The sequence below is a fragment of the Variovorax sp. YR266 genome, from assembly GCF_900107295.1.
Lineage (GTDB): Bacteria > Pseudomonadota > Gammaproteobacteria > Burkholderiales > Burkholderiaceae_C > Variovorax.
The window spans coordinates 137,870-163,538 of the sequence record NZ_FNPM01000012.1 but is presented as its reverse complement, the minus strand read 5'-3'; the positions used below and the strand labels follow the sequence as shown (position 1 = coordinate 163,538).

Genomic DNA, 25,669 nt, shown 5'->3' with positions numbered 1-25,669 from the left:
ATTCATGCCTCAGGCAGCGCGGTCAGCGTGGATGCCGCCGCGGGTTTTTTCTTTTGCGCGAAGAAGCGCCGGATCACGACGAAGAACAGCGGCACGAAGAAGATGCCCAGCGCCGTGGCGGTCGCGATGCCGCCGAGCACGCCCACGCCGATGGCGCGGCGGCTGCCCGAGCCCGCGCCGGTGCTGAGTGCCAGCGGCAGCACGCCGAACATGAAGGCCAGCGAGGTCATGAGGATGGGCCGCAGCCGCAGGCGCACGGCCTGCAGCGTGGCCTCGACCAGCGCAACGCCTTCGTCCTGCAGCTGCTTGGCGAATTCCACGATCAGGATCGCGTTCTTCGCCGACAGCCCCACCGTGGCCAGCAGCCCCACCTGGAAGTACACGTCGTTCGACAGCCCCGCCAGCTTCGTGGCCAGCACCGCGCCCAGCACGCCCAGCGGCACCACCAGCATCACCGAGAACGGCACAGACCAGCTCTCGTACAGCGCGGCCAGGCACAGGAACACGAACAAAATCGACACCGCGTAGAGCAGCGGCGCCTGCGAGCCCGACAGGCGTTCCTGATACGAGCTGCCGGTCCATTCATAGCCGATGCCCTGCGGCAGCTGCTTCATGATGTTTTCCACCGCGTCCATCGCCGCGCCCGAGCTCACGCCCGCGGCGGGGTCGCCGATCAGCTCGAACGACGACATGCCGTTGTAGCGCGACAGCTGCGGCGAGCCGTACGTCCAGCGGCTGCTGGCGAAGGCCGAGAACGGCACCATCTCGCTGCTGGCGTTGCGCACGTACCAGCTGTTCACGCTGTCAGGCTGCATGCGGAAGGGCGCGTCGGCCTGCACGTAGACCTTCTTCACGCGGCCGTTGTTGATGAAGTCGTTCACGTAGCTGCCGCCCATGGCGCTGGACAGCGTGTCGTTGATGTCAGAAGTCGAAAGGCCCAGCGCCGAAGCCTTGCGGTCGTCGATGTCGATGGCGAACTGCGGTGTGTCGTCCAGGTTGTTGCTGCGCACCTGGCTCAGCGCGGGGTCTTTCTTGGCCAGGGCCAGGAACTGCTCGCGCGCCTGTGCCAGCGCATCGTGGCCGATGCCGCCCAGGTCCTGCAGCTGCACGTCGAAGCCCGCGTTGGAGCCCAGGCCGCGCACGGCCGGCGGCAGCATCACGAACACGTTGGCGTTGCTGGTGCGCGCGGCCATTTCCATCGTGAAGCGGCGCGACAGCGATGCGGCGTCTTGCCCGTCGCCGCCGCGCTCGCTCCAGTCCTTCAGCGTGATGAAGGCATTGCCCGTGGCCTGGTCGCCGCTCAGGCCGGTCAGCGTGATGTAGTGGCTGACTTCCTTCTGCGAGGACAGGTATTGCTCGAAGCTCTTCATGGTCTGCTGCAGCTGCTCGTCGGTGGCGCTGGCGGGCAGCTTCACCTGGGCCATCAGCGTGCCCTGGTCTTCGTCGGGCAGGAACGAGGTGGGCAGGCGCATGAAGGTCACGGCCAGCACGCCCACCAGCAGCGCGTACACCAGCAGGCTGCGCTTGCCGCGCCGCAGCAGGCCGCCGACGCCCGAGCGGTAGCGGTCTGCATTGCGCTCGAAGTTGCGGTTGAACCAGCCGAAGAAGCCGCGCTTCTCCTGATGGTGGCCGGCCTCCACGGGCTTGAGCAGAGTGGCGCACAGCGCCGGCGACAGCGTGAGCGCCACCAGCACCGATAGCAGCATGGCCGCGACGATGGTCACCGAGAACTGGCGGTAGATCACGCCCGTCGAGCCGCCGAAGAAAGCCATGGGAATGAACACCGCCGACAGCACCAGTGCAATGCCCACCAGCGCGCCGGTGATCTCGCGCATCGACTTGCGCGTGGCTTCCTTCGGCGAGAGCCCTTCCTCGGTCATGAGCCGCTCGACGTTCTCCACCACCACGATGGCGTCGTCCACCAGGAGGCCGATGGCCAGCACCATGCCGAACATGGTCAGCGTGTTGATCGAGTAGCCCAGCAGCGCCAGCACGCCGAAGGTGCCCAGCAGCACCACGGGCACCGCGATTGCGGGCACCAGCGTGGCGCGCAGATTCTGCAAAAAGAGGTACATGATCAGCACGACCAGCACCATCGCCTCGCCCAGCGTCTTGGCCACTTCCTCGATGGAGATGCGCACGAAGGGCGTGGTGTCGTAGCCGACCACGGCCTTCATCTGGTTGGGGAAGAAGGGCGCCAGCTCCGCGAGCTTGGCCTTCACCGCGTTCGACACCGTGAGCGCGTTGGCGCCGGTGGCCAGCTTCACGCCCATGCCGGACGACGGCTTGCCGTCGAAGCGCGAGCTGACGGTGTAGCTCTCGCTGCCGAGCTCGATGCGCGCGACGTCGCCCAGCCGCACGATCGCGCCGCTGCTGCTGTCCGACTTGACGATCACCTCGCGGAACTGGTCGGCGGTGCGCAGCTTGCTGCGCGCGGTGATGGTCGCGGTGAGCCGCTGGCCCGCGGCCGCCGGCAGCGCGCCGAGCTGCCCGGCCGAGACTTCGGTGTTCTGGCTGGTGAGCGCGGTGGTCACGTCCGAGGGCATCAGCGAATACTTCTGCAGCCTGGCGGGGTCGAGCCAGATGCGCATGGCATAGCCCGAACCCAGCGTCTGCACGTCGCCCACGCCGTCGATGCGGCTGAGCACGTCGAGCAGGCTGCTGGAGATGTAGTCGCCGATGTCGGTGGCCGAAGCGCTGCCGTCCTGCGAGACCAGCGAGACGATCATCAGGAAGTCGGTGCCCGATTTGGTGACCGTCACGCCCTGGCTCTGCACCGATTGCGGCAACTGCGACTCGGCCTGCTGCAGCTTGTTCTGCACCTGCATCTGCGCCACGTCGGCGTTGGTGCCGGCCTCGAAGGTGAGCTCGATGCGCGCGGTGCCCGACGAGGTGCTGCTCGACGACATCGAGACGAGCCGGTCGAGGCCCTTCATCTTCTGCTCGATCACCTGCGTGACCGAGTCCTCGATGGTCTTGGCCGAGGCACCGGGGTAGGTCGCGTTGATGGAGACCTTGGTGGGTGCGATGTTGGGATACTGCTCCAGCGAAAGCGTGGCAATGGACAGCCCGCCGGCAAGCATGATGACGATGGCGATGACCCACGCGAAGATGGGCCGGTCGATGAAGAAGCGTGCCATGTGCGTTGCTTCCTCAGCGGCTGGTGCCGGCGCTTGCCGCGCTGGCCACCGTTGCGGTGGTGTCGGCGGTCACGGGTTTCACTGTGTCGCCCACTTTGACTTTGAGCGAGCCCTCGACGATCACGCGCTCGCCCGCCTTCAGCCCGTCGGTCACCTGCCAGCGGTTGCCGACAGCGCGCGACACCTTCAGCGCGCGCTTCTCGACCTTGTTGTCGGCAGTGACCACCAGTGCCGATGCATCGCCGCTGGCCGTGCGCGTCACCCCCTGCTGCTGCACCAGCAGCGCCCGTTCGGCCACGCCCTCTTCGAGCACTGCGCGCACGTACATGCCGGGCAGCAGCGTGCGTTCGGGGTTCGGCACCAGGATGCGTAGCGTGACCGCGCCCGTGCCTTCGCTGACGGTGACGCTCGCGAACTGCAGGCGCCCGGCGTGGGCGTAGACCGTGCCGTCTTCCAGCAGCAGCTTCACGGAGGCTTCGCTCTTGTCGCTGCTGCTCTTGAGCGTGCCGGCCGCCAGTTCGCGCTGCAGCCGCAGCAGATCGGTGGTCGATTGCGTCACGTCGACATGGATCGGGTCGAGCTGCTGCACGGTGGTGAGCGCGGTGGTCTGGCTGGCCGTGACCAGCGCGCCCGGCGTGACCGTCGAGGCCTCGATGCGCCCAGCGATCGGCGCGGTGATACGTGTGAAGCCGAGGTTGATGCGCGCCGTGTCGAGCGAGGCGCGGGCCACGCCGAGTTCGGCCTCGGCCTGCTGCAGCGTGGCCTGGCTGTCGTCGTTGGTCTGCTGGCTGACGGCGTCGATCTTCGCGAGTTCGGCATTGCGGCGCGCGGTGACCTTCGCAGAGTTGACCGTGGCCTCGGCCTTGGCGACGCTGGCCTGCGCGCTGGCGTAGGACGCCTTGTAGCTGGCGGGGTCGAGCTGGTAGAGCACCTGCCCGGCCTTGACCAGCGCACCTTCTTCGAACAGGCGCTGCTGCACGATGCCGCCGACCTGCGGGCGGATCTCGGCGCTCAGGCGGGCGCGGGTGCGGCCCGACAGCTCGGTGGTGATCGGCTGGTTCTCGGGCTGGATGGTGACCACGCCGACTTGCGCGGCGGGGAGCTGGGGCGGTGCGGAAGAGGAGCCGGAGCATCCCGCGATCGCGCCCAGCAGGCCGAAGGCCAGGGCGCACGCGAGGCCGGTGCGGATGAAGCGGGAAGACATGTTCAGAAGATTCCAATTGGGTTTGGAATCCATGGTCTTCAGTGAATGTGGAGCGAATGTGGAGGTCCCTGCGGCATGCACGGCCATGGGCGCTGAATGCACCGCGCGGGCCTCATCTGGCTTATCTTGTGGCCCTTCATGAAGATCAGCATCACCACCAAGCTCTTTCTCGCCGTGCTGGCCACCGCCGTGCTGGCCGTGGTCGCGATGGGCGCCGCCTCGCGCTGGAACTTCGAGCGCGGCTTTGTCGGCTACCTCAACGAGCAGGGCGTGGAGCGGCTCGACTCCGTGCTGCCGAACGCCGTTGCGGCCTACCGGCAGAACGGCAGCTGGGACTTCCTGCGAGACGACCCCCGCCCCTGGTTCGAGATCATGCGGCCCGCGCCTACAGCCTCGGGCGAGCGCTTCGAGCCGGGGCGCACCCCGGCGCTGGTGTCCGACCTGACGGGCGCCGTGCTGCGCATCGCGCTGCTCGATACGGACAGGAAGGTGATCGTGGGCTTCAGGGAGATTCGCAAGGGTGCCATTGAACGCGCCGTGGTGGTCGACGGCAAGACCGTGGGCTGGGTCGCGATGATGCCGTTCCAGAGCGTGAGTGAGGCCGGCGACCAGCGCTTCCAGAAAAACCAGCTGCGCGCGAGCTGGGTCATCGGCAGCCTGTGCGTGCTGCTGGCCGCGGGCATCGCATGGTGGATCGCTCGGGTGCTGCTCGCGCCCGTCAAGCGCGTGGCGGTGGCCACGCACCGACTGACATCGGGCGACTACGCGAGCCGCGTGGCGGTGGCATCGCACGATGAGGTGGGGCAACTGGCGCGCGACTTCAATTCGCTGGCCTTCACCCTGCAGCGCAACGAGCGGATGCGCCGCGAGTTCATGGCCGACGTGTCGCACGAACTGCGCACGCCGCTGGGCGTGCTGCACGGCGAGCTGGAGGCGATGGAAGACGGCGTGCGCCGCCTCGACGCGCAGGCCGTGCGCTCGCTGCAGCACGAAGTGGGCATGCTCAACAAGCTGGTGACCGACCTGTACGACCTGTCGATGGCGGACGTGGGCGCACTCGCGTACCGCAAGGCCGACATCAACCTGCGCGAGCTGCTGGAGCTGAGCGTGGATTCGTTCCGCGAGAGGCTGGCTTCGGCTGGCCTGCGACTGGAGCTGGTGCTGCCCGCGCAGCCGCTGATGATGTTCGCCGACGAGCGGCGCATGCAGCAGCTCTTCAGCAACCTCGTGCTCAACGCCTGCCGCTATACCGACGCGGGCGGCGTGCTGCGCATCGAGGCGCGCGAGGCCGACAACCAGATCGCGATCGATCTCATGGATTCGGCGCCGGGCGTCGACGCGGCGCTGCTGCCGCGCCTGTTCGAGCGCTTTTTCCGCGGCGAGGGTTCGCGCAACCGGGCCAGTGGCGGCGCGGGGCTCGGCCTTGCCATCTGCCGCAGCATCGTCGAAGCGCATGGCGGCACCATCGAGGCCAAGGCTTCACCGCTGGGCGGGCTGTGGATTGCGGTGCGGCTACCGCAATGAACGACACGATCATGGCAACTGCTTCTTCTTCGTCCGCGCACATCCTGATCGTCGAGGACGAGCCGCGCATGGCGGCGCTGCTCGCCGACTACCTCCAGGCCTCGGGCTACACCTCGCAATGGATCGCCAACGGGCTGGAGGTTGTGCCCTCCGTGAAGGCTCGCCGGCCGGACCTTGTGCTGCTCGACCTGATGCTGCCCGGACAGGACGGCATGAGCGTGTGCCGCGAGCTGCGGTTGTTCAGCGAGGTGCCCGTCATCATGCTCACGGCGCGCGTCGAGGAGGCCGACCGCCTGATGGGCCTCGAGATCGGCGCTGACGACTACATCTGCAAGACGCCATTCAGTCCGCGCGAGGTGGTGGCGCGCGTGAAGGCGCTGCTGCGCCGCAGCGGCTATGCGTCGCGCGAGGCATCGCCCCTGCAGATCGACGAGCAGACGTACAAGGCGACGCTGCACGGCACCCCGCTGGGGCTCACGCCGATCGAGTTCCGCCTGCTGAAGGCGCTGGCCGATGCTCGGGGCCGCGTGCTGTCGCGCGACAAGCTGCTCGACCATGTGCATGCAGACCAGCGCGCGGTGACCGATCGGGCGGTGGACAGCCATGTAAAGAACCTGCGCCGCAAGCTCGACGCGGCGAGCCGGGGGCAGGAGTTGATACGGTCGATCTATGGAGTGGGGTACCGGCTCGACTTGCCTTGATCGCCGCGTTCGCCCGTATCACGCGCCAGTCGCAGCAGCTCGCCGCACGGCACCGATGATGTACTCGATTTCCTCGTCGTCGAGCATCGGGTAGAGCGGCAACGCGAGCGAACAGCCGGCCAGCGTCTCGCTGTGCGGCAGGGCGCCGTTGCCGTGCCAGGGCTGGAGTGCCTCGTGCCGGTGCAGCGGCTGCTCGTAGTAGATGCGGGTGGCGATGCCGGATGCGGCCAGCCGGGCCGCAAAGGTTTCGCGTTCGCGCGGGCCAGGCAGCCGGACGACGAAGTAGTTCCACGCGTGGCCGGGCGAGTCTGGCGGCAAGCGAATCGGCAAGTCCGCCCAGGCCGCCAGGTAGCGTGCGGCGATGGCACGCCGTCGCGCGATGTGGTCCGGGAAATCGTCCAGGGCGGCATTGAGCAGGCAGGCCTGCAGTTCGTCCATGCGGCTGTTGTGCCCGAGGCAGTGGTGCTGGCCGTCGTGGTAGCCGTGGTTGCGCAACAGGCGGGCCTTGCTGGCGTGGAGCGGGTCCCTGAAGGCCAGTGCACCGGCGTCGCCGGCGGCACCGAGAGTCTTGGTCGGATAGAAGCTCATTGCCGCGGCATCGCCCCAGGTGCCGGCGTTGCCCGCCGCGATGCCGTCACTGGCCCGGGCACCGAGGCACTGGGCCACGTCCTCGACCAGCAGCAGTTTTTCGTCGCGGCAGTAGGCGGCCAGCTCGGGCAGGCCGCTCGGGTCGCCGAAGAGGCCGACCGCGAGGATCGCGCGGGTCCGGGGCGTTCGGGCATTGCGGAAATGCGCAAGCGTTGGCAGGAAGTTGCCTGGCGCACTGTCGACGAAGACCGGCCGCGCGCCGGCGCCGAGCACTGCTTCCGCGCACGCGACGAAGGTGTAGGTGGGCATCAGGACCTCGTCCAGCGCGTCCCCTCCGCCCGCGCTTCCGATGCCGAGGCTCTTGAAGGCCAGCAAAAGCGCTTCGGAACCCGACCCCACGGCCACGGTCTCGCGGCCATGCAGCAGCGCCGACAGCCGCGCCTCCAGAGCCTGGACCTGCGGCCCGAGGATGTACGTGCCGCTGCGCAGCACGGCGGCGAGGGCCTGGGCCAGGCGCGTCGCCATCGGTTCGGCGGAAGCCGCCGGCCGGAACAGCGGGATTTTCATGCGTGCAGTATCTGGCAGGCCCGGGTGACAGCCACAAGGCCGTCGGCACCCGACGCGACGCGGCTGGCCTGACCCAGGATGGCGCGCCGGAAGCCCTGGTACTGCCGTGCCAGGGCATCGTCGCCGGTCGTCGTCGCTGTCGAACGGCGCAGATCCAGCAACTGCTCACGGTGGCCGTCGCACACATGCAACCGGGCGCTGGCCGGCATGCTGCCGTAGCCGCTCTCGAATTCGGCGATCAGGGCACCCAGCCGCACTCGGGCGCGGATGCTTTGTTCGCCGATGTGCCGCGCGAGCACTTCCAGCGGTGCTTCCACGGGAATTGCGCACAGCCAGGCGAACAGGTCGATGTCGTGCACCATCAGGTCCAGTACGCTGTCCCTGGCCGTGGCGACGCGGGTCGAATAGCGGCGAAACCGCATGAAGGGACGCCGGCCCTGCTGGCCCCTGCTGTGGCTTGCCGCCGCGTTCCGAAGCCGGATTAGCACGGCTTCGTCGAACACCGGGTTGAAGCGCTCGATGTGCCCGGTGCTCAGGGTGACGCCGCATTGCCGGGCGGTGTGGATCATCAGGGCGCCTTCGTGCCGGTCGATGCAAAGCGGCTTCTCGACCAGCACGTGGCAGCCGCGCCGCATCAATGCCATCGCGACTTCGGCGTGCGCGTCGTCGCTGGTGGCGACTGTGACCGACGCGATGCCCGACGGCAGATCGTCCAGGCTTTGCAATAGCGGCAGCGCTGCGAGTTCGCTGGCAGCGCGGGCCGACGACGAGCAATCCACCAGGGCACGCAGGTGGAAGCCGCTCAGGGCGAGGAGCTTTCGGGCATGGACGCAGCCGAAGCGGCCGAGGCCCACGACTGCATGGGCCAGCGGAGCGTCGAGCGGGAGCGGAACCGCGAAGGTGGCGATGGGGTCGGCGACGATGGCCGCGCTGTCGTCGTCGATGGCAGGCGTCGTGAAGGACATCGCGGCGTCGATGGCTGTGTCAGCTCATTGCGTCGCGCAGCCGGTCGGCCACGGTCTGCAGGTGAGCGCCGCGGATGACGTGCTTGTAGACACCGGCGGCAACGCGTTCTTCGCCGATGATTTCGAAAGAGGGCTTGGTTGCAGGCGCTTCCGCCAGTTCGTAGCGCGTGGGCTGTGCGACGAAGAGGCATTCCCGCCCATAGGCCTGGACGCCGAACTCGGCGATGAAGCCCGCCAGCTCCCGCTCCAGCTGGCCGCCGAAGCTGCGCGCATAGCCGTGCATGTCGTCCAGCTTGGCCTGCAGCTCGTGCTCGTCGAGTTCCACCATGACATGGCGCTCGGAAGCCAGCCGCGCCGACGGGCTGGGATGGCCCACGGTGGGATAGCCGAGCGAGACGACCTCGCAGCCGCGCGCTGCGGCGTGCGCGGCGACCTGGTTGGCCAGCAGGCGACACAGGTCGTGCGACGGGTTGTAGTCCTCCGCTTCGTCGGCGACTATGCAGTCAATGCCTTGTTCGACGACGTGCGTCGTCAAGGCACCGACCCACTGTGTGAACAAGCGCGTGTCGCCTTCGAGCAGCGCCCGGTAGATGTCGGCATCGGCGACCGGCTGCACAACGGCTGGAATCCAGTTGGCACCAGCTTGCGCCAGGTTGTCGATCGTCGGCTCGAGCCGCGGCACACCGGTTGACCCGGCGCCGTTGGTCAGCACCACGAAGTCCGGCCGCTCGTTGCGCAGCCACTTCCACAGCAGCAGTTCGTGGCCCGAATGGGCGGCGATCACCAGCGGCTTCATGCGCTTGGGCCGCCCGGGCGGACAAGGGTCGAGATACGGCGCAGCGGACCGGTCACACGCCATGAGTGACTGGCATAGACCTCGCGCAACTGCGCCTGGAGCAGGGCGAGTTCGGCGCGCGCCTGCCGGACCTGCTGCTCGGCTCCGGCCAGCCGTGCATTGCAATCGGCGTTCGACTGTGTCGCATGCTCCGACTGGCGCAGTGCCTCTGCATGCAGCGCGTCGATCCGGTCCTGATACATGCGCTGATGGTCGTTGAAGGACTGCTGAAGGCCTGCGACGTGCTGATGCAGAGACGCAATGGTCAAGTGTGCCGCCGAAGGGCTGCCGCGCCGGATCCAGTCCTGCATGTAGCGGGACATCTCGTCCGCGCGCTGGTTCGCTGGAACCTCGATCACCGGATGTTGCCGGACCATGCGCTGCACGCAGCTCTCGAGCGCGCCGAGCGTGGCGTCGAGGCTGCCATGCGCGCGCATCCATTCGCCGGCCTTGCCCGCATCCCCGGCGTCATAGCGGTCGAGTTCGGCGCCCACGCTCTCCCGCGTGATCGGCCGGATCAGCAGCGCCCGGCCGAAATTCCAGTGCCGTGCATGGGCCACGGTTGCAGCCGTCACCATCTCGGCCATGCCCCACACCGGGTCGAGCACCACCACCGCGTTGCCGGTACACAGCGCCTCGGTGGCGCAGCGGCCCTTGCCGAAGACGATGTCGTAGCGGCCGAGCGCCTCCGCCGGGTCGGGCAGGTGGTTGCCGGTGCCGCTGCCGATCACGTCCAGCGACAGTCCGCGCTGCACGCAGGCGGCGCGGATTTCCTCCAGCTGCGCGTTGTGCGAGGCGTAGTTGCTGAAGACCAGCGCCGTGCGGGGCTGCGCCGGCAGGTCGCCGCGCCGGGGAAAGCGCGAAAGGTCGACACCGTTCTGGATCAGCTCGATGCGCTCGCGCGCGATGCCGAACTCGTGCACCAGGCGCTGCGCGCAGTTCTCGTCGACGGCCACATGGCACACGACCTGTGCGAACTGCGCCGGGCGCCCGTGATCGTCGCTGCGGTCATGGCATATCGTGAGGACCGGCACGTCGTGGAAATGCAGCAGCGCGCGAACCGTCTCGTGGTGCGTGTTGCCGACGATCACGTCCGGCCGCGCAGCCATGTCGGCCAGATCGGTGACGCAGGCGATGGAGGCGAAGCGCAATTCGTTCGCCATGTCGCCGAAGGCCGTCGCGAAGATGGTGACGGCGTGTCCGCGACGGCGCAGCCACATCGCCAGGTCGCGGGTGAACATTTCGGCGCCTGTGCGATGCAGCAGGTAGCACATCGCCAGCAGGATGTGCAGGGGCTTGCCGGACTGCGGCGCGTCCGGTGTGGGGGCCGTCGCCGTGTCGTTGTTCAATCGAGCGACGGGGCGCCGGCCAGAACGTGTCCTGCCTGCTGGTCTGCGTGATAGCTGGACCGCACCATCGCGCCCACCGCCGCATGGCTGAAGCCCATCTTGTAGGCCTCTTCCTCGAACATCTTGAAGGTGTCGGGGTGCACGTAGCGGCGCACCGGCAGGTGCGAGCCCGACGGCGACAGGTACTGGCCGATGGTCAGCATGTCGATGTCGTGGGCGCGCATGTCGCGCATGACCTGCAGGATTTCTTCGTCGGTCTCGCCCAGGCCGACCATGATGCCGCTCTTGGTCGGCACGTTGGGGTGGAGCGCCTTGAACTTCTTCAGCAGGTTCAGGCTGAACTGGTAGTCGCTGCCGGGGCGCGCTTCCTTGTAGAGGCGCGGCGCGGTTTCGAGGTTGTGGTTCATCACGTCCGGCGGGGCGGCCTTGAGGATCTCGAGGGCGCGGTCGTCGCGGCCGCGGAAGTCGGGCACCAGGATCTCGATCTGCGTCATCGGCGAGAGCTCGCGGATGTTCTTGATGCAGTCGACGAAGTGCTGGCTGCCGCCGTCGCGCAGGTCGTCGCGGTCGACACTGGTGATCACCACGTACTTCAGGCGCAGCTTGGCGATGGTCTTGGCGAGGTTGAGCGGCTCGTCCTTGTCGAGCGGGTCGGGGCGGCCGTGGCCCACGTCGCAGAACGGGCAGCGGCGCGTGCACTTGTCGCCCATGATCATGAAGGTGGCGGTGCCGTTGCCGAAGCATTCGCCGATGTTCGGGCACGAAGCCTCTTCGCAGACGGTGTGCAGGTTGCTCTCGCGCAGGATCTGCTTGATTTCGTAGAAGCGCGTGGTGGGGCTGCCGGCCTTGACGCGGATCCACTCGGGCTTCTTGAGCACTTCGCCGGTCTGCACCACCTTGACGGGAATGCGCGAGAGCTTGGCCGCCGCTTTCTGCTTGGCCAGGGGGTTGTAGTTTTCGGCGCTCTGGGCGTCGCGGACGACTTCTGTGGTGCTCATTGGTGTGTCAAGGCGCCAGGAAAGTGGAGAGCTTCTGGCTCAGCACCGTGGCGGCTTCTTCCCATGTGGTTTGGATGCCGATTGTAGAAAGGTCGACCGTTTGCAGCCCTGCATAGCCGCAAGGGTTGATGCGGGAGAAGGGTTCGAGGTCCATCTGTACGTTGAGCGCCACGCCGTGGTAGGTGGCGTGGCGGCTCACCTTGATGCCCAGCGCGGCGATCTTTCCGAGGCCGCGGAACGGGTCGGCGGCGGGCATCGGGCCGGTCAGCGCGGCGTGCGAGAACGGGTCGTCCAGGCGCACGTAGATGCCCGGCGCGCCGGACACGCGGTGGCCGGTCACGCCGAAATGGGCGAGCGTGCGCAGCACCGATTCCTCGATGCGGTAGACGTATTCCTTGACGAAGTAGCCCGCCCGGCGCAGGTCGATCAGCGGGTAGGCCACGACCTGGCCGGGGCCATGGAAGGTGACCTGGCCACCGCGGTCGGTCTGCACGATGGGGATCGCGCCAGGGTTCAGGATGTGGTCCTGCTTGCCCGCGATGCCTTGCGTGAACACCGGAGCGTGCTCGCAAATCCATAGCGCATCGGGTGTGTCGGGCGTGCGTTCCAGCGTGAACTGCTTCATTGCTGCGAAGGTATCGGCGTAGTCGACGCGGCCCAGAGGGTGCAGCTCGATGGCGGGGACGGTGGCGGTGTCTGTCATGGCATGGTCCGCCGCGCGGGCCGCTTGTGGGTCAAAGCACGACCTTGACCATCGGGTGCGCGGACAGCGCGCGATACAGGTCGTCGAGCTGTTCGCGGCTGGTGGCCGTGACGGTGATGGTCACGCCGAGGTAGTTGCCGGCCTTGCTGTCGCGCAGCTCGACGGTGGTGGCGTCGAAGGTCGGGTCGAATTGCTCGGCGATCTGCGTGACGGCATGCACGAAGCCGTCGACCTTGGCGCCCATCACCTTGATCGGAAACTGCGAGGGGTACTCGATCAGCGACTCCTTGCGCGGGTCGGGGATCGCGTTGGTGTCGGTGGTGGTCGCGTTGTCGGTCATGCCAGGGCTCCGTGCTTCTGTGCGTTGTGTTGCTTGGCCTGCTGGTAGGCCGCGTACAAGCTCTTGTAGATGGGGCCGGGGCGGCCGTTGCCAATAGGTTGGCCGTCGAGCGTGACGACGGGCAGCAGCTCCTTGCTGGCCGAGGAGATCAGCAGCTCGTCGGCGGCGAACACCTCTTCGCGCGAGATGGGGCGCAGCGCAAAGGGAATGCCGTGCGCCTTGCACAGGCGTTCGAACAGGCTGTAGCGGATGCCGGTCAGCACGAGGTTGTTCTTGGGCGGGCCCATCAGCTTGCCGTCCTTCACGATCCACACATTGCTCGACGAGGCTTCGCTGAGCCATTCGTCGCGAAACATGATGGTCTCGGCCGCACCGGCTTCCACGCTGATCTGCCGCGCGAGCACGGCGCCCAGCAGGCTGGTGCTCTTGATGTGGGCCTTCTGCCAGCGGAAGTCGGCCGCGGTGACGCAGGCCACGCCCTTGGCGCGGATGGCGTCGGAGATGGGTGGCAGCGGGTTCACCATCACGAACACCGTCGGGCGCAGGCCGCGCACCATCGCGTGGTCGCGTGGTGCCACGCCGCGCGTCACCTGAAAGTACACTGACTGGGGTTCGTCGCCGCCGGGCTCGACCAGCCGCATCACGATCTCGCGCCATTGCTCGAGCGAAAGCGGGTTCTCTATTTGCAGCTCGGCGAGCGAGCGGTCGAGGCGGGCCATGTGCTCCTCGAAGCAGAAGGGCTGGCCGAAGTAGACGGGGACGTATTCGTAGATGCCGTCGCCGAAAATGAAGCCACGGTCGAGGACGCTGATCTTCGCGTCGCGCAGGGCGGTGTACTCGCCGTCGAGGTAACAAAGCGTGGCAGGCAGGGCGTCGGTGATAGGGTGCATGAAGGAATTATGGTTGTGTGCGCCGCGTCGGGTTCGCGTCAGGGAATGCAGCGTCGATTTGCATGCGCGACAGCGCGGGGTGGCGGGACCGGCTGGGTTTTTACTTATAATCAATGGCTTTGTAGAAATTCTGGGTCGTCATCCGGGCTTCATTCGAAATGAAAACAATCGCCCGTCAAGACTCGGAGGTCGCTGAAGACCTCGATGCAGAATTCAAGCCGTTGACCGCCGATGAGGCGCGTGAACTGCGAGCAAAGAACCCTTCGGTCTCCCCATGGCGGGTGATCGCGGGTCAGTTGGTTGTCGGTCTGGTGGTGGCTCTGGCCGCCTGGGGACTGACGGGGAGGCAAAATCTGGGTTGGTCCGCCGCTTACGGTGCGATCGCGGTGGTTGTTCCATCGGCGGTTTTCGCACGCGGGCTGACCGGTCGGTTTTCTTCCTTGAATCCGGGCACTGCGGTGTTCGGATTCTTCCTGTGGGAAATGGTCAAGATGGCCTTGTCCGTGGCGATGCTGATCGCCGCGCCAAGGCTGATAACGGCGCTGAGCTGGCCAGCAATGCTGATCGGCCTGGTGGTGACAATGAAGGCGGCCTGGTTGGCGGTGATGTTCTCGCCCCGGCGCCGGCAACAGAGAGACGAGTAACGGAATGGCTGCTGAAAACGCTGCGGAACATGGTCAGACCGCGGGTGAATACATCGTTCACCACTTGACGCACCTGCAAAGCTCCAAGCCCGGAGGTGTTGCTGACTTCTCGGTTTTCAATTTCGACTCGCTCTTCTTCTCGATCACGCTCGGCATCCTGGGTTGCTGGCTGCTCTGGCTGGCTGCCCGCAAGGCCACTTCGGGTGTTCCCGGCCGTTTTCAAGCGGCTGTCGAACTGCTCGTCGAAATGGTCGACCAGCAGGCCAAGGGCATCGTCCACAACGCCACGAGCCGCAAGTTCGTCGCACCGCTGGCCCTCACGATCTTCGTGTGGATCTTCCTGCTGAACGCAATGGACCTGTTTCCGGTCGATTTGTTCCCGGCAATCTGGGCCAAGATCTTCCACATCGCCGGCGAAGACCCGCACCACGCCTACCTGCGCGTCGTGCCCACCGCCGACCTCTCGGTGACCATGGGCATGTCGGTGGCAGTGCTGCTGATCTGTATCTACTACAACATCAAGATCAAGGGCGCCGGCGGCTGGATCCACGAGCTGTTCACCGCACCCTTCGGCAACCACTGGGCGCTGTACCCCTTCAACTTCGCCATGCAGATGATCGAGTTCGTCGCCAAGACGGTCTCGCACGGCATGCGGTTGTTCGGCAACATGTACGCCGGTGAACTGATCTTCCTGCTGATCGCCCTGATGGGCGGTGCCTGGTCCATGTCGGCCACCGGCATCGGCCTGGCCATCGGCCACATCATCGCGGGCACGGCCTGGGCCATCTTCCACATCCTGATCATCACGCTGCAAGCCTTCGTGTTCATGATGCTGACGCTGGTCTACATCGGCCAGGCCCACGATCACCACTGATCATCAGTTTTCGTTTCTGTTTTTTGTTTTCTCTTCAACCAAAGTCCTCTAGGAGTCATCATGGAAGTTATTAGCTTTGTTGCACTGGCCGCCGGCCTGATCATCGGTCTGGGCGCTGTGGGCGCATGTATCGGCATCGGCATCATGGGCAGCAAGTACCTCGAGTCGGCCGCACGTCAGCCTGAACTCATGGGTGAACTTCAAACCAAGATGTTCCTGCTGGCTGGTCTGATCGACGCCGCTTTCATTATCGGCACCGGTATCGCTCTGTGGTTCGCAACGGCCAACCCGTTCCTGGCTCAGATCGCCAACCTGCCGAAGTAAGTCTTTCTCGTCGGACCTGCGTCGTCGTTCCCTAGTCCTCTGGCGTCTAGCGAATGGCTTCGATTCAATCCCAAAGAGAGGGTGAAAAGTGAGCATTACCGGTACCCTGATCGTTCAGATGATCGTGTTCCTGATCCTGGTCGGGTTCACGATGAAGTACGTGTGGCCGCCGATCGCGAAAGCGCTGGACGACCGCGCTGCGAAGATCGCCGAAGGCCTCGCTGCTGCCGACAAGGCCAAGTCCGAGCTGTCCGCCGCCAACAAGCGCGTGGAAGCCGAGCTGGGTCAGGCACGCAACGAGTCCGCACAACGTCTTGCCGACGCCGAACGTCGCGCCCAGGCCATCGTTGAAGAGGCCAAGGCCCGCGCGACCGAGGAAGGCAACAAGATCGTTGCAGCCGCACGCGTCGAAGCCGACCAGCAGGCACTGAAGGCCCGTGAAGCACTGCGCGAGCAGGTTGCCGCACTGGCCGTCAAGGGCGCAGAGCAGATTCTGCGCAAGGAAGTGAATGCAGGCGTTCACGCCGATTTGCTCGCCCGTCTGCAGACCGAACTCTGATAGAAGCCATGGCAGAACTCGCCACCATTGCACGCCCCTACGCCGAGGCGCTCTTCAAGGCGTCGTCGTCCGACGTCGCCGGAACCAGCGCCTGGCTCGAAAAGATTGCCGCCATCGCGGCCAATCCGGAGCTCCAGCAGTTCGCCGACAACCCGAAGGCCACGGCCGAACAGGTGATCGGCGTGGTCGCCGGTGCATTCGGTGCACCGTTGGCCGCTCATGCCCAGAACTTCCTGGGTGCGCTCCTCGAGAACGGGCGCTTTTCGGTGCTGCCGGAAATTGCGAAGCAGTTCCGGGCACTGGCCAACGCGAAGAGCGGTTCGTCCGACGCCGTGGTCTACAGCGCCTTCCCGATCGACGGCGCTGCGCTGGCCAATGTGTCGGCCGCGCTCGAAAAGCGTTTCGGTCGCAAGCTCCAGGTCACGGTCCAGCAAGAGCCGGAACTGATCGGCGGCATTCGTGTGGTGGTCGGCGACGAGGTGCTCGACACCTCCGTCAAAGCGCGCCTTGAACAAATGAAAGTTGCGCTGGCAGCCTGACGGTTTCCAGCCCTCTACTTGTAGCCTCAAAGAAAGAAGGAAAGAGTCATGCAACTCAATCCCGCAGAAATTTCCGAACTGATCAAGAGCCGCATCGAGGGCCTCGGGGTCAGCGCCAACATCCGTAACGAAGGCACCGTGGTGTCGGTGACGGACGGCATCGTGCGCGTGCATGGCCTGTCCGACGCGATGCAGGGCGAAATGCTCGAATTCCCGCCCACGGCAGACGGCACGCCGTCGTTCGGCCTGGCGCTGAACCTCGAGCGCGACTCGGTCGGCGCCGTGATTCTGGGCGAGTACGAGCACATCTCCGAAGGCGACACCGTCAAGTGCACGGGCCGCATCCTGGAAGTGCCCGTGGGCCCCGAGCTCATCGGCCGCGTGGTGAACGCACTGGGCCAGCCGATCGACGGCAAGGGTCCGATCAACGCCAAGATGACCGACGTGATCGAAAAGGTCGCACCGGGCGTGATCGCCCGCAAGTCGGTCGACCAGCCGATGCAGACCGGCCTGAAGTCCATCGACTCGATGGTGCCCGTCGGCCGTGGCCAGCGTGAGCTGATCATCGGCGACCGCCAGACCGGCAAGACGGCAGTGGCCATCGACGCGATCATCAACCAGAAGGGTCAGAACATGACCTGCGTCTACGTTGCGATCGGCCAGAAGGCTTCGTCGATCAAGAACGTGGTGCGCGCACTGGAACAAGCCGGTGCCATGGACTACACGATCGTGGTTGCGGCTTCCGCTTCGGAATCGGCTGCCATGCAGTACGTGTCGGCCTACTCGGGCTGCACGATGGGCGAGTACTTCCGCGACCGCGGCGAAGACGCCCTGATCGTCTATGACGACCTGTCCAAGCAGGCCGTTGCCTACCGCCAGGTCTCGCTGCTGCTGCGCCGCCCGCCGGGCCGCGAAGCCTACCCCGGCGACGTGTTCTATCTCCACAGCCGTCTGCTCGAGCGCGCAGCCCGCGTGAACGCCGACTACGTCGAAGCCTTCACCAAGGGTGAAGTCAAGGGCAAGACCGGTTCGCTGACCGCACTGCCGATCATCGAAACGCAAGCCGGCGACGTGTCCGCTTTCGTGCCGACCAACGTGATCTCGATCACCGACGGCCAGATCTTCCTGGAAACCAACCTGTTCAACGCAGGTATCCGCCCCGCCATCAACGCCGGTATCTCGGTGTCGCGCGTGGGTTCGTCGGCTCAGACGAAGATCATCAAGGGCCTGTCCGGCGGTATCCGTACCGACCTGGCGCAGTACCGTGAACTGGCTGCGTTCGCGCAGTTTGCTTCCGACCTGGACGAAGCCACCCGCAAGCAGCTCGACCGCGGTGCCCGCGTGACCGAACTGCTGAAGCAGGCACAGTACAGCCCGCTGCCGATCTCGCTGATGGGCGCGTCGCTGTTCGCCGTGAACAAGGGCTTCATGGACGACCTCGAAATCAAGAAGGTGCTGCCGTTCGAACATGGCCTGCACCAGTTCCTGAAGTCCAGCCACGCCCCGCTGCTCGACAAGATCGAGAAGGCCAAGGCGCTCGACAAGGAAGCGGAAGCCGAATTGCTGGCAGCCGTCACCGCGTTCAAGAAGTCGTTCGCCTGATCGACCCCTTGATCGACGCAAGAAGGAGCTCTCATGGCAGCTGGTAAGGAAATCCGCGGCAAGATCAAATCGGTGGAAAACACCAAGAAGATCACCAAGGCCATGGAAATGGTCTCGGTTTCCAAGATGCGCAAGGCGCAGGAACGCATGCGCGCCGCTCGCCCCTACAGCGAAAAGATCCGCAACATCGCAGCCAACCTCGGCAAGGCGAACCCGGAGTACACCCACGCGTTCATGAAGACGACCGATGCCAAGGGCGTCGGCTTCATCATCGTGACCAGCGACAAGGGCCTGTGCGGCGGCTTGAACACCAACCTGCTGCGCGCCGTCACCGGCAAGCTGCGCGAAGCGCAGGCAGCGGGCAACGTGGTCGAGTCGGTCGCCATCGGCAACAAGGGTCTGGGTTTCCTGAACCGCATCGGCGCCCGCGTGGTGGCCCATGTGACGCAGCTGGGCGACACGCCGCATCTGGACAAGCTCATCGGGCCGGTCAAGACGCTGCTGGACGCCTATGCCGAAGGCAAGCTGTCGGCGGTGTACCTGTGCTACACGAAGTTCATCAACACCATCAAGCAAGAGCCGATGGTGGAGCAACTGCTGCCGCTGAAGGCCGAGACGCTGCAAACCGAGTCGGGCCATCATTCGTGGGACTACATCTACGAACCCGACGCGCAAAGCGTGATCGACGAGCTGCTGGTGCGCTACGTGGAATCGCTGGTGTACCAGGCCGTGGCCGAAAACATGGCGTCCGAGCACTCGGCGCGCATGGTGGCCATGAAGGCTGCGACCGACAACGCGGGTAACGTGATCAGCGAACTGAAGCTGGTCTACAACAAGACCCGTCAGGCAGGCATCACCAAAGAGCTGTCCGAAATCGTGTCCGGCGCGGCCGCGGCCGCAGGCGTTTGATTGAGGCAATGCAACAGGCCGCGTTGCTGATCGGATGCGCTCTGCGCGCCCGGTAACCCAAGGCCTTTATTTAAGGGGACTCTGCGCAAAATGAAGAAGATTCTTGCTCTGGTGGCTATTGCTGCCGCTCTGACTGCTTGCTCCAAGAAGGAAGAGGCGCCTGCACCGGCTCCCGCTGCTGCACCCGCCGCTCCGGCTCCTGCCCCCGCTCCCGCAGCAGCGCCGGCTGCTCCCGCTGCAGCCCCGACGGCATCGGCCGCCGACCTGCCGCAGGAGTGCAACGACTACCTGGCCAAGGTGCAGACCTGCGTGGGTTCGCAAAGCGGCGCCGCTGCTGACGCGATGAAGGCCAGTCTCGACCAGACGAAAGCCACCTGGGCTTCGATGGGCGCCGACAAGGCCGCGTTGGGTCAGGCCTGCAAGGCTGCTTCGGACGCTTTCGCTGCGCAAGCGACGGCCATGAAGTGCTGATGAACTGACGAGAAGAAGTAGAGATTCAAGGGTGCCGGCCCGTCCGGCATTCTTGCAAAAGCGGCCCGTTTTGGCACCAGGACGCTTCTGCAAGAACCTGTCGCAAATTTATTGAGATCCATCCAGAAGGAAACGCCATGGCTGAAGGAAAAATTGTCCAATGTATCGGCGCCGTGGTCGACGTGGAGTTCCCGCGTGACCAGATGCCCAAGGTGTACGACGCCTTGAAATTCGAAGGCGGCGGGCTGACCCTCGAAGTTCAGCAGCTGCTCGGCGACGGCGTGGTGCGCACCATTGCACTGGGCTCGTCCGACGGCCTGCGCCGCGGCCTGATCGTGACCAACACCGGTGCACCCATCACCGTGCCGGTCGGCAAGGCCACGCTCGGCCGCATCATGGACGTGCTCGGCCGTCCGATCGACGAGCGCGGCGAAGTGGGCCAGGAGCTCACCGCTTCCATCCACCGCAAGGCTCCCGCGTACGACGAACTGTCGCCCTCGCAAGACCTGCTGGAAACCGGCATCAAGGTGATCGACCTGGTGTGCCCGTTCGCCAAGGGCGGCAAGGTGGGCCTGTTCGGCGGCGCCGGCGTGGGCAAGACCGTGAACATGATGGAACTCATCAACAACATCGCCAAGGCTCACTCGGGTCTGTCGGTGTTCGCCGGTGTGGGTGAACGTACCCGCGAAGGCAACGACTTCTATCACGAGATGGCCGACTCCGGCGTCGTGAACCTCGAGAAGCTCGAGGACTCGAAGGTGGCCATGGTCTACGGCCAGATGAACGAACCCCCGGGCAATCGTCTGCGCGTGGCGCTGACCGGCCTGACCATCGCCGAGTCGTTCCGCGACGAAGGCCGTGACGTTCTGTTCTTCGTGGACAACATCTACCGCTACACGCTGGCCGGTACCGAAGTGTCGGCTCTGCTGGGCCGCATGCCTTCCGCCGTGGGCTACCAGCCGACGCTGGCAGAAGAAATGGGCCGCCTGCAAGAGCGGATCACGTCGACCAAGGTCGGCTCGATCACCTCGATCCAGGCCGTGTACGTCCCCGCCGACGACTTGACCGACCCGTCGCCCGCCACCACCTTCGCTCACTTGGACTCGACCGTGGTGCTGTCGCGCGACATCGCCTCGCTCGGTATCTACCCCGCCGTGGACCCGCTGGACTCGACCTCGCGCCAGCTCGACCCGAACGTGGTCGGCGAAGAGCACTACAACGTGGCCCGCGCCGTGCAAGGCACGCTGCAGCGCTACAAGGAACTGCGCGACATCATCGCCATTCTGGGCATGGACGAACTGGCTCCCGACGACAAGCTGGCCGTGGCCCGTGCCCGGAAGATCCAGCGTTTCCTGTCGCAGCCGTTCCACGTGGCCGAAGTGTTCACGGGCTCGCCCGGCAAGTACGTGCCGCTGGCCGAAACCATCCGTGGTTTCAAGATGATCGTGAACGGCGAAGCCGACCACCTGCCGGAACAAGCGTTCTACATGGTGGGCACCATCGACGAAGCGTTCGAAAAAGCCAAGAAGGTCGCTTAAGGCGGCATAGGAACTCAGATGGCAAACACCATTCACGTCGACGTGGTCAGCGCGGAAGAGTCGATCTTCTCGGGTGAAGCCAGGTTCGTCGCGCTGCCCGGTGAAGCCGGTGAGCTCGGCATCTATCCGCGCCACACTCCGCTGATCACGCGCATCCGCCCCGGCGCCGTGCGCATTGAAACGGCCGACGGCAAGGAAGAGTTCGTCTTCGTGGCCGGCGGCATTCTCGAAGTGCAGCCCAACGCCGTCACCGTGCTGTCCGACACCGCGATCCGCGGCAAGGACCTCGATGACGAGAAGGCCAACCAAGCCAAGGCCGCCGCCGAGGAAGCGCTGAAGAACGCGAAGAGCGACATCGACATCGCGATGGCTCAGTCAGAGCTGGCCGTGATGGCCGCCCAGATCGCCGCCCTGCGCAAGTACCGCCAGAAGAAGTAATCGGTCTTCCCGATTGCTCCGACAAGAAGCCGCCTTCGGGCGGCTTTTTTGCGTCTGTACGCTTTCGCTCGATCATCTTTGGCTGAAACATGGTCGAAGTTCGGCCTTGTCTGGCTGAAGGGTGCCGCCTAGTATTCGCCTTCGTCCAGCAGCCGGGGCTGCGGGCGCAAAGCAAAAGAACACCGGAGACAAAGCGCGTGGCACCCTGGAGTGGCATCACTGCGGACGAGATGCGGCTGCTGGAAACGACCTTCTGGTCGGCCGGCGGCTCGCGCCACGCCATGGCCGAGCAACTCGGCTTTTCCAAGAGCAAAGCCAACGGGCTGATCGCCGGCCTCGTCGACCAGGGCCTGCTCGCCGAAGCCGGCCTGCAACGTTCCTCAGGCGGTCGCCGCGCGGAAAACCTCCAACTGCATGCCGGCCTTGGCGTGCTCGTCGGCATCGACATCGGCGCCACCAGCCTCGACGTGGCCGTGCTTCGGCCTGACCTCACTGTGCTCGCGCAGCACGACGAACCGGCCGACGTGCGCGAAGGCCCGGCCGTGGTGCTGGCCCGCGTGCGCGCGCTCATGCGCGAACTGCTGGCCCGCTGCAACGCGAGCGCCAAGGACGTGCTCGGCATCGGCATCGGCGTGCCCGGCCCCGTCAACTTCGAGATCGGCCAGCTCGTGAACCCGCCGCTGATGCCCGCGTGGGACAGCTTCTCCATCCGCGACTACCTGCGCGAGGACTACGCGGCGCCCGTCTTCGTCGACAACGACGTGAACCTCATGGCGCTCGGCGAACTGTGGCGCCTCAAGCGCTCGCTGACCAACTTCCTCGTCATCAAGATCGGCACCGGAATCGGCTGCGGCATCGTCTGCCACGGCGAGGTATACCGCGGCGCCGCAGGCTCGGCCGGTGACGTGGGCCACATCTGCGTCGACCAGGAAGGCCCCCGCTGCCACTGCGGCAACCTCGGCTGTGTCGAGGCCATGGCCGCCGGCCCCGCGATCACGCGCATGGCGATGCAGGCGGCCGAGGCCGGCGAGAGTGCGACGCTGGCCGAGTGCCTGCGCGTGCATGGGCGCATCGACGCCATCGACGTCGGTCAGGCCAGCCGCGGCGGCGACACGGCCGCCAACGCCATCATCCAGCGTGCGGGCAGCCTGATCGGGCAGATGCTCGCGTCGGTCGTCAACTTCTTCAATCCGTCGCATGTGTTCATCGGCGGCGGCATTACGCGCATCGGCCCGCTGTTTCTTGCGGCCGTGCGGCAGAGCGTGTACCAGCGCTCGTTGGCGCTCTCCACGCGGCATCTGGAAATCCAGTACACGCCGCTGGGCATGCAGGGCGGCCTGATCGGCGCCGGCGTGCTCGCGATGCAAGAGACCCTGAAGGCCCGCGGAGTGGCGCCATGAACGCGGCTGAGAACATCAAGGGCAGCGTCGCTGTCGAGTTCGATGGCGTGGTCAAGGCATTCGGCCCCGTGCAGGTGCTGCACGGCGTGAGCTTTGCGCTCGCGCCCGGCCACGTCTACGGCCTGCTCGGCGAGAACGGCGCAGGCAAGTCCACGCTGATGAAGATCCTGGCTGGCTACGAGCCGCTGAGCGGAGGCACGCTGCGCGTCAACGGACAGCCGCAGCAGTTCGCGAGCTCGCGCGATGCCGAAGCACTGGGCATCGTGCTGATCCACCAGGAGTTCAATCTCGCCGAAGACCTGAGCGTGGCGCAGAACATCTTCCTCGGCCACGAGAAGAAAAAGGGCTGGCTGCTCGACGACGCCTCGATGGAACGCGACGCCGCCACCGCACTTGCAGCAGTGGGCCTGAACATCGACCCCCGCACCAAGGTGCGAAAGCTCATCGTCGCCGAGAAGCAGCTCGTCGAGATCGCGAAAGCCATCGCCCGCCGCGCGCGTCTGCTCATCATGGACGAGCCCACGGCAACGCTGACGCCGGGCGAGACCGAGCGCCTGTTCAAGCTCATCGCCCAGCTGCGCGCCGATGGCGTCACCATCGTCTACATCTCGCACAAGCTCGACGAAGTGGAGCAGGTGACGGACGAAGTCATCGTCATGCGCGACGGCCGCTTCGTCGCGCGTGCGCCGACGTCCGAGGTCACGCGCCAGCAGATGGCCAACCTCATGGTGGGCCGCGAACTGGCCGACCTCTACCCGCCGCGCGACGTGGTCGTCGCCGCCGACGCGCCCGCCATGCGCATACGGAACTTCAGCGTGCCCGGCTGGGCGCAGGACGCGAGCTTCGAAGTGCGCCCCGGCGAGATCCTCGGCTTCGCGGGCCTCGTCGGCGCGGGCCGCACCGAACTCTTCGAAGGCCTGCTAGGCCTGCGTCCCGCGAGCGGCAGCGTCGAGATGCTCGGCAAGCCCGTGCCCCACGACAAGGGCTGGCGCAACCCGCGCGATGCCGCCAAGCACGGCCTCACCTACCTCAGCGAAGACCGCAAGGGCAAGGGCCTGCACGTCAACTTCGGCCTGCGCCAGAACCTCACGCTGATGGCGCTCGAACGCTATGCCCAGCCCTGGCTCAAGCCCGAGGCCGAACGCGGCGCCTTGGCCGAGGCGGTGAAGGACTACGGCATTCGCACCGGTTCGCTCGACGTCAAGGCATCGTCGCTCTCGGGCGGCAACCAGCAGAAGCTCGCGCTCGCCAAGGTGCTTCAACCGCAGCCCAAGGTGGTGGTGCTCGACGAGCCCACGCGCGGCGTCGACGTGGGCGCCAAGCGCGACATCTATTTCCTGATCCAGCGACTCGCCCGCGAAGGGCTCGCGGTGATCGTCGTCTCGTCGGAGCTGATGGAGCTGATCGGCCTGTGCCACCGCGTCGCGGTGATGCGCGCGGGCCGTCTCGTTGCCACGCTCGACGCGGACCATCTGACTGAAGAGGAGCTCATCGCTCATGCCACCGGAACAGCCAACACCACCGCAGACGCTTGAAGCCGCGCAGCAGCAGCACCGCAGCGAGGCCAAGCCGGGCTGGGTGCAGCGCCTGCACGGGCTCGGCCCGGTCATCGGCCTCGTGCTGCTGTGCATTGCCGGCACGCTGCTGAACGGCGACTTCGCGACCCTCGACAACGCGATGAACGTGCTCACGCGCACGGCCTTCATCGGCATCATCGCGGTGGGCATGTGCTTCGTGATCATCTCCGGCGGCATCGACCTGTCGGTGGGCTCGATGGCCGCACTCATCGCGGGCAGCGTGATCATGTTCATCAACTGGGCCGGCCCGGCCTCGGGCTCGCCGCTGCTCGCGGTCGTGATGGGCGCTGTACTGGCGGTGGTGCTCGGTGCGGTGTTCGGGCTCGCGCATGGCCTGCTCATCACCAAGGGGCGCATCGAGCCCTTCATCGTGACGCTGGGCACGCTCGGCATCTTCCGCGCATACCTCACGTACTTTGCCGACGGCGGCGCGCTCACGCTCGACAACGACCTGTCGGACCTCTACGCGCCGGTGTACTACGCGAGCCTCGCGGGCATTCCGGTGCCGGTGTGGGTTTTCGTGATCGTCGCGGTCATCGGCGGCATCATCCTCAATCGCACAGCGTATGGGCGCTACGTGCAGGCCATCGGCTCGAACGAACAGGTGGCGCGCTACGCGGCAGTCGACGTCGACCGCGTGAAGATCCTCACCTACGTGCTGCTCGGCGTGTGCGTAGGCATTGCCACGCTGCTGTACGTGCCGCGCCTCGGCTCGGCCTCGCCGACCACCGGCCTGCTGTGGGAGCTCGAAGCCATCGCCGCGGTGATCGTCGGCGGCACCGCGCTCAAAGGTGGCGCGGGCAGCATCACCGGCACCGTGGTGGGCGCGATCCTGCTCTCGGTCATCAGCAACATCCTGAACCTCACCAGCATCATCAGCGTGTACCTGAACGCTGCGGTGCAGGGCTTCGTGATCATCATCGTCGCGTTCCTCCAGCGAGGTCGCCGCTAATCCCTTTCCCGTTCGTTCCATCAACCACAAGGAGACAC

The 25,669-nt window shown here is 65.9% G+C and carries 25 protein-coding genes; 15 read left to right on the top strand and 10 right to left on the bottom strand.

Annotated elements, in window-relative coordinates; translation table 11 throughout:
* Positions 1-2 precede the first annotated feature (2 nt).
* Both BLW48_RS27095 and BLW48_RS27090 read right to left on the bottom strand, forming a co-directional pair.
* On the bottom strand, positions 3-3,140 hold the full coding sequence (locus tag BLW48_RS27095; protein ID WP_093178527.1) for an efflux RND transporter permease subunit: 3,138 nt from the start codon (positions 3,138-3,140) through the stop codon (positions 3-5).
* 13 nt (positions 3,141-3,153) lie between these two features.
* The gene (locus tag BLW48_RS27090; RefSeq protein WP_093178575.1) at positions 3,154-4,344 is read right to left on the bottom strand and encodes an efflux RND transporter periplasmic adaptor subunit; all 1,191 of its coding nucleotides are present in this window, start codon (positions 4,342-4,344) and stop codon (positions 3,154-3,156) included.
* A 138-nt stretch (positions 4,345-4,482) separates the two neighbouring features.
* Between BLW48_RS27090 and baeS the strand changes: the two genes are divergently transcribed.
* The gene (baeS, locus tag BLW48_RS27085; RefSeq protein WP_093178574.1) at positions 4,483-5,868 is read left to right on the top strand and encodes a sensor histidine kinase efflux regulator BaeS; all 1,386 of its coding nucleotides are present in this window, start codon (positions 4,483-4,485) and stop codon (positions 5,866-5,868) included.
* Entirely contained in the window at positions 5,865-6,569 is a 705-nt protein-coding gene (locus BLW48_RS27080) for a response regulator (RefSeq protein WP_256329533.1), read from the top strand. The genes baeS and BLW48_RS27080 overlap by 4 nt, the downstream gene beginning before the upstream one ends.
* Positions 6,570-6,587: 18 nt before the next feature.
* On the opposite strand, the gene BLW48_RS27075 is transcribed toward BLW48_RS27080, so the two are convergent.
* Genes BLW48_RS27075 through BLW48_RS27040 form a run of 8 tightly spaced genes read right to left on the bottom strand, consistent with a single transcriptional unit; the run spans position 6,588 to position 13,804 of the window.
* On the bottom strand, positions 6,588-7,724 hold the full coding sequence (locus BLW48_RS27075; protein ID WP_093178526.1) for a DegT/DnrJ/EryC1/StrS family aminotransferase: 1,137 nt from the start codon (positions 7,722-7,724) through the stop codon (positions 6,588-6,590).
* Positions 7,721-8,689, bottom strand: a complete 969-nt coding sequence (locus tag BLW48_RS27070) for a Gfo/Idh/MocA family protein (RefSeq protein ID WP_093178524.1) — start codon at positions 8,687-8,689, stop codon at positions 7,721-7,723. The genes BLW48_RS27075 and BLW48_RS27070 overlap by 4 nt, the downstream gene beginning before the upstream one ends.
* Before the next feature lie 19 nt (positions 8,690-8,708).
* On the bottom strand, positions 8,709-9,485 hold the full coding sequence (locus BLW48_RS27065; RefSeq protein WP_093178523.1) for a hypothetical protein: 777 nt from the start codon (positions 9,483-9,485) through the stop codon (positions 8,709-8,711).
* Positions 9,482-10,873, bottom strand: a complete 1,392-nt coding sequence (locus BLW48_RS27060) for a glycosyltransferase family 4 protein (protein ID WP_256330944.1) — start codon at positions 10,871-10,873, stop codon at positions 9,482-9,484. The genes BLW48_RS27065 and BLW48_RS27060 overlap by 4 nt, the downstream gene beginning before the upstream one ends.
* Positions 10,870-11,871 carry a lipoyl synthase gene (gene lipA, locus BLW48_RS27055; RefSeq protein ID WP_093178521.1) on the bottom strand — a complete coding sequence of 334 codons (1,002 nt, stop codon included), beginning with the start codon at positions 11,869-11,871 and terminating at the stop codon, positions 10,870-10,872. Before lipA ends, BLW48_RS27060 begins: the two co-directional genes overlap by 4 nt.
* A gap of 7 nt (positions 11,872-11,878) precedes the next feature.
* A complete protein-coding gene (lipB, locus tag BLW48_RS27050) occupies positions 11,879-12,574 on the bottom strand; it encodes a lipoyl(octanoyl) transferase LipB (protein ID WP_093178520.1) in 696 nt (231 codons plus the stop codon).
* A gap of 31 nt (positions 12,575-12,605) precedes the next feature.
* Entirely contained in the window at positions 12,606-12,914 is a 309-nt protein-coding gene (locus BLW48_RS27045) for a YbeD family protein (protein WP_093178518.1), read from the bottom strand.
* Positions 12,911-13,804, bottom strand: a complete 894-nt coding sequence (locus BLW48_RS27040) for a D-amino acid aminotransferase (protein ID WP_093079047.1) — start codon at positions 13,802-13,804, stop codon at positions 12,911-12,913. The genes BLW48_RS27045 and BLW48_RS27040 overlap by 4 nt, the downstream gene beginning before the upstream one ends.
* A gap of 158 nt (positions 13,805-13,962) precedes the next feature.
* Between BLW48_RS27040 and BLW48_RS27035 the strand changes: the two genes are divergently transcribed.
* The 13 genes from BLW48_RS27035 to BLW48_RS26975 all read left to right on the top strand — a co-directional run bounded on the left by BLW48_RS27035 (position 13,963) and on the right by BLW48_RS26975 (position 25,631).
* Positions 13,963-14,448 carry an ATP synthase subunit I gene (locus BLW48_RS27035; protein WP_093057738.1) on the top strand — a complete coding sequence of 162 codons (486 nt, stop codon included), beginning with the start codon at positions 13,963-13,965 and terminating at the stop codon, positions 14,446-14,448.
* Positions 14,449-14,452: 4 nt separating this feature from the next.
* Positions 14,453-15,322, top strand: coding sequence for a F0F1 ATP synthase subunit A (gene atpB, locus BLW48_RS27030; RefSeq protein WP_093057737.1), 870 nt, complete (start codon positions 14,453-14,455; stop codon positions 15,320-15,322).
* 60 nt (positions 15,323-15,382) lie between these two features.
* The gene (gene atpE, locus BLW48_RS27025; RefSeq protein WP_007830191.1) at positions 15,383-15,646 is read left to right on the top strand and encodes a F0F1 ATP synthase subunit C; all 264 of its coding nucleotides are present in this window, start codon (positions 15,383-15,385) and stop codon (positions 15,644-15,646) included.
* An 88-nt stretch (positions 15,647-15,734) separates the two neighbouring features.
* A complete protein-coding gene (locus BLW48_RS27020) occupies positions 15,735-16,205 on the top strand; it encodes a F0F1 ATP synthase subunit B (protein ID WP_093057736.1) in 471 nt (156 codons plus the stop codon).
* 8 nt (positions 16,206-16,213) lie between these two features.
* On the top strand, positions 16,214-16,744 hold the full coding sequence (locus BLW48_RS27015; protein ID WP_093079045.1) for a F0F1 ATP synthase subunit delta: 531 nt from the start codon (positions 16,214-16,216) through the stop codon (positions 16,742-16,744).
* 48 nt (positions 16,745-16,792) lie between these two features.
* Positions 16,793-18,346, top strand: coding sequence for a F0F1 ATP synthase subunit alpha (gene atpA, locus BLW48_RS27010; protein ID WP_093057734.1), 1,554 nt, complete (start codon positions 16,793-16,795; stop codon positions 18,344-18,346).
* 33 nt (positions 18,347-18,379) lie between these two features.
* Entirely contained in the window at positions 18,380-19,255 is an 876-nt protein-coding gene (gene atpG, locus BLW48_RS27005; protein WP_093057733.1) for a F0F1 ATP synthase subunit gamma, read from the top strand.
* 90 nt (positions 19,256-19,345) lie between these two features.
* Positions 19,346-19,726, top strand: coding sequence for a hypothetical protein (locus tag BLW48_RS27000; protein WP_093178517.1), 381 nt, complete (start codon positions 19,346-19,348; stop codon positions 19,724-19,726).
* A gap of 137 nt (positions 19,727-19,863) precedes the next feature.
* Positions 19,864-21,264: a F0F1 ATP synthase subunit beta gene (atpD, locus tag BLW48_RS26995; RefSeq protein ID WP_093057731.1), complete on the top strand. Its 1,401-nt coding sequence runs from the start codon at positions 19,864-19,866 to the stop codon at positions 21,262-21,264.
* Positions 21,265-21,282: 18 nt separating this feature from the next.
* Positions 21,283-21,702 (top strand): F0F1 ATP synthase subunit epsilon, encoded by a 420-nt coding sequence (locus BLW48_RS26990; RefSeq protein ID WP_093057730.1) that lies wholly within the window; start codon positions 21,283-21,285, stop codon positions 21,700-21,702.
* A gap of 230 nt (positions 21,703-21,932) precedes the next feature.
* Positions 21,933-23,102: an ROK family protein gene (locus BLW48_RS26985; protein WP_093178515.1), complete on the top strand. Its 1,170-nt coding sequence runs from the start codon at positions 21,933-21,935 to the stop codon at positions 23,100-23,102.
* On the top strand, positions 23,099-24,637 hold the full coding sequence (locus tag BLW48_RS26980) for a sugar ABC transporter ATP-binding protein (protein ID WP_093178513.1): 1,539 nt from the start codon (positions 23,099-23,101) through the stop codon (positions 24,635-24,637). The genes BLW48_RS26985 and BLW48_RS26980 overlap by 4 nt, the downstream gene beginning before the upstream one ends.
* Positions 24,600-25,631 (top strand): ABC transporter permease, encoded by a 1,032-nt coding sequence (locus tag BLW48_RS26975; RefSeq protein WP_093057727.1) that lies wholly within the window; start codon positions 24,600-24,602, stop codon positions 25,629-25,631. The genes BLW48_RS26980 and BLW48_RS26975 overlap by 38 nt, the downstream gene beginning before the upstream one ends.
* The last annotated feature ends 38 nt before the right edge of the window (positions 25,632-25,669 follow it).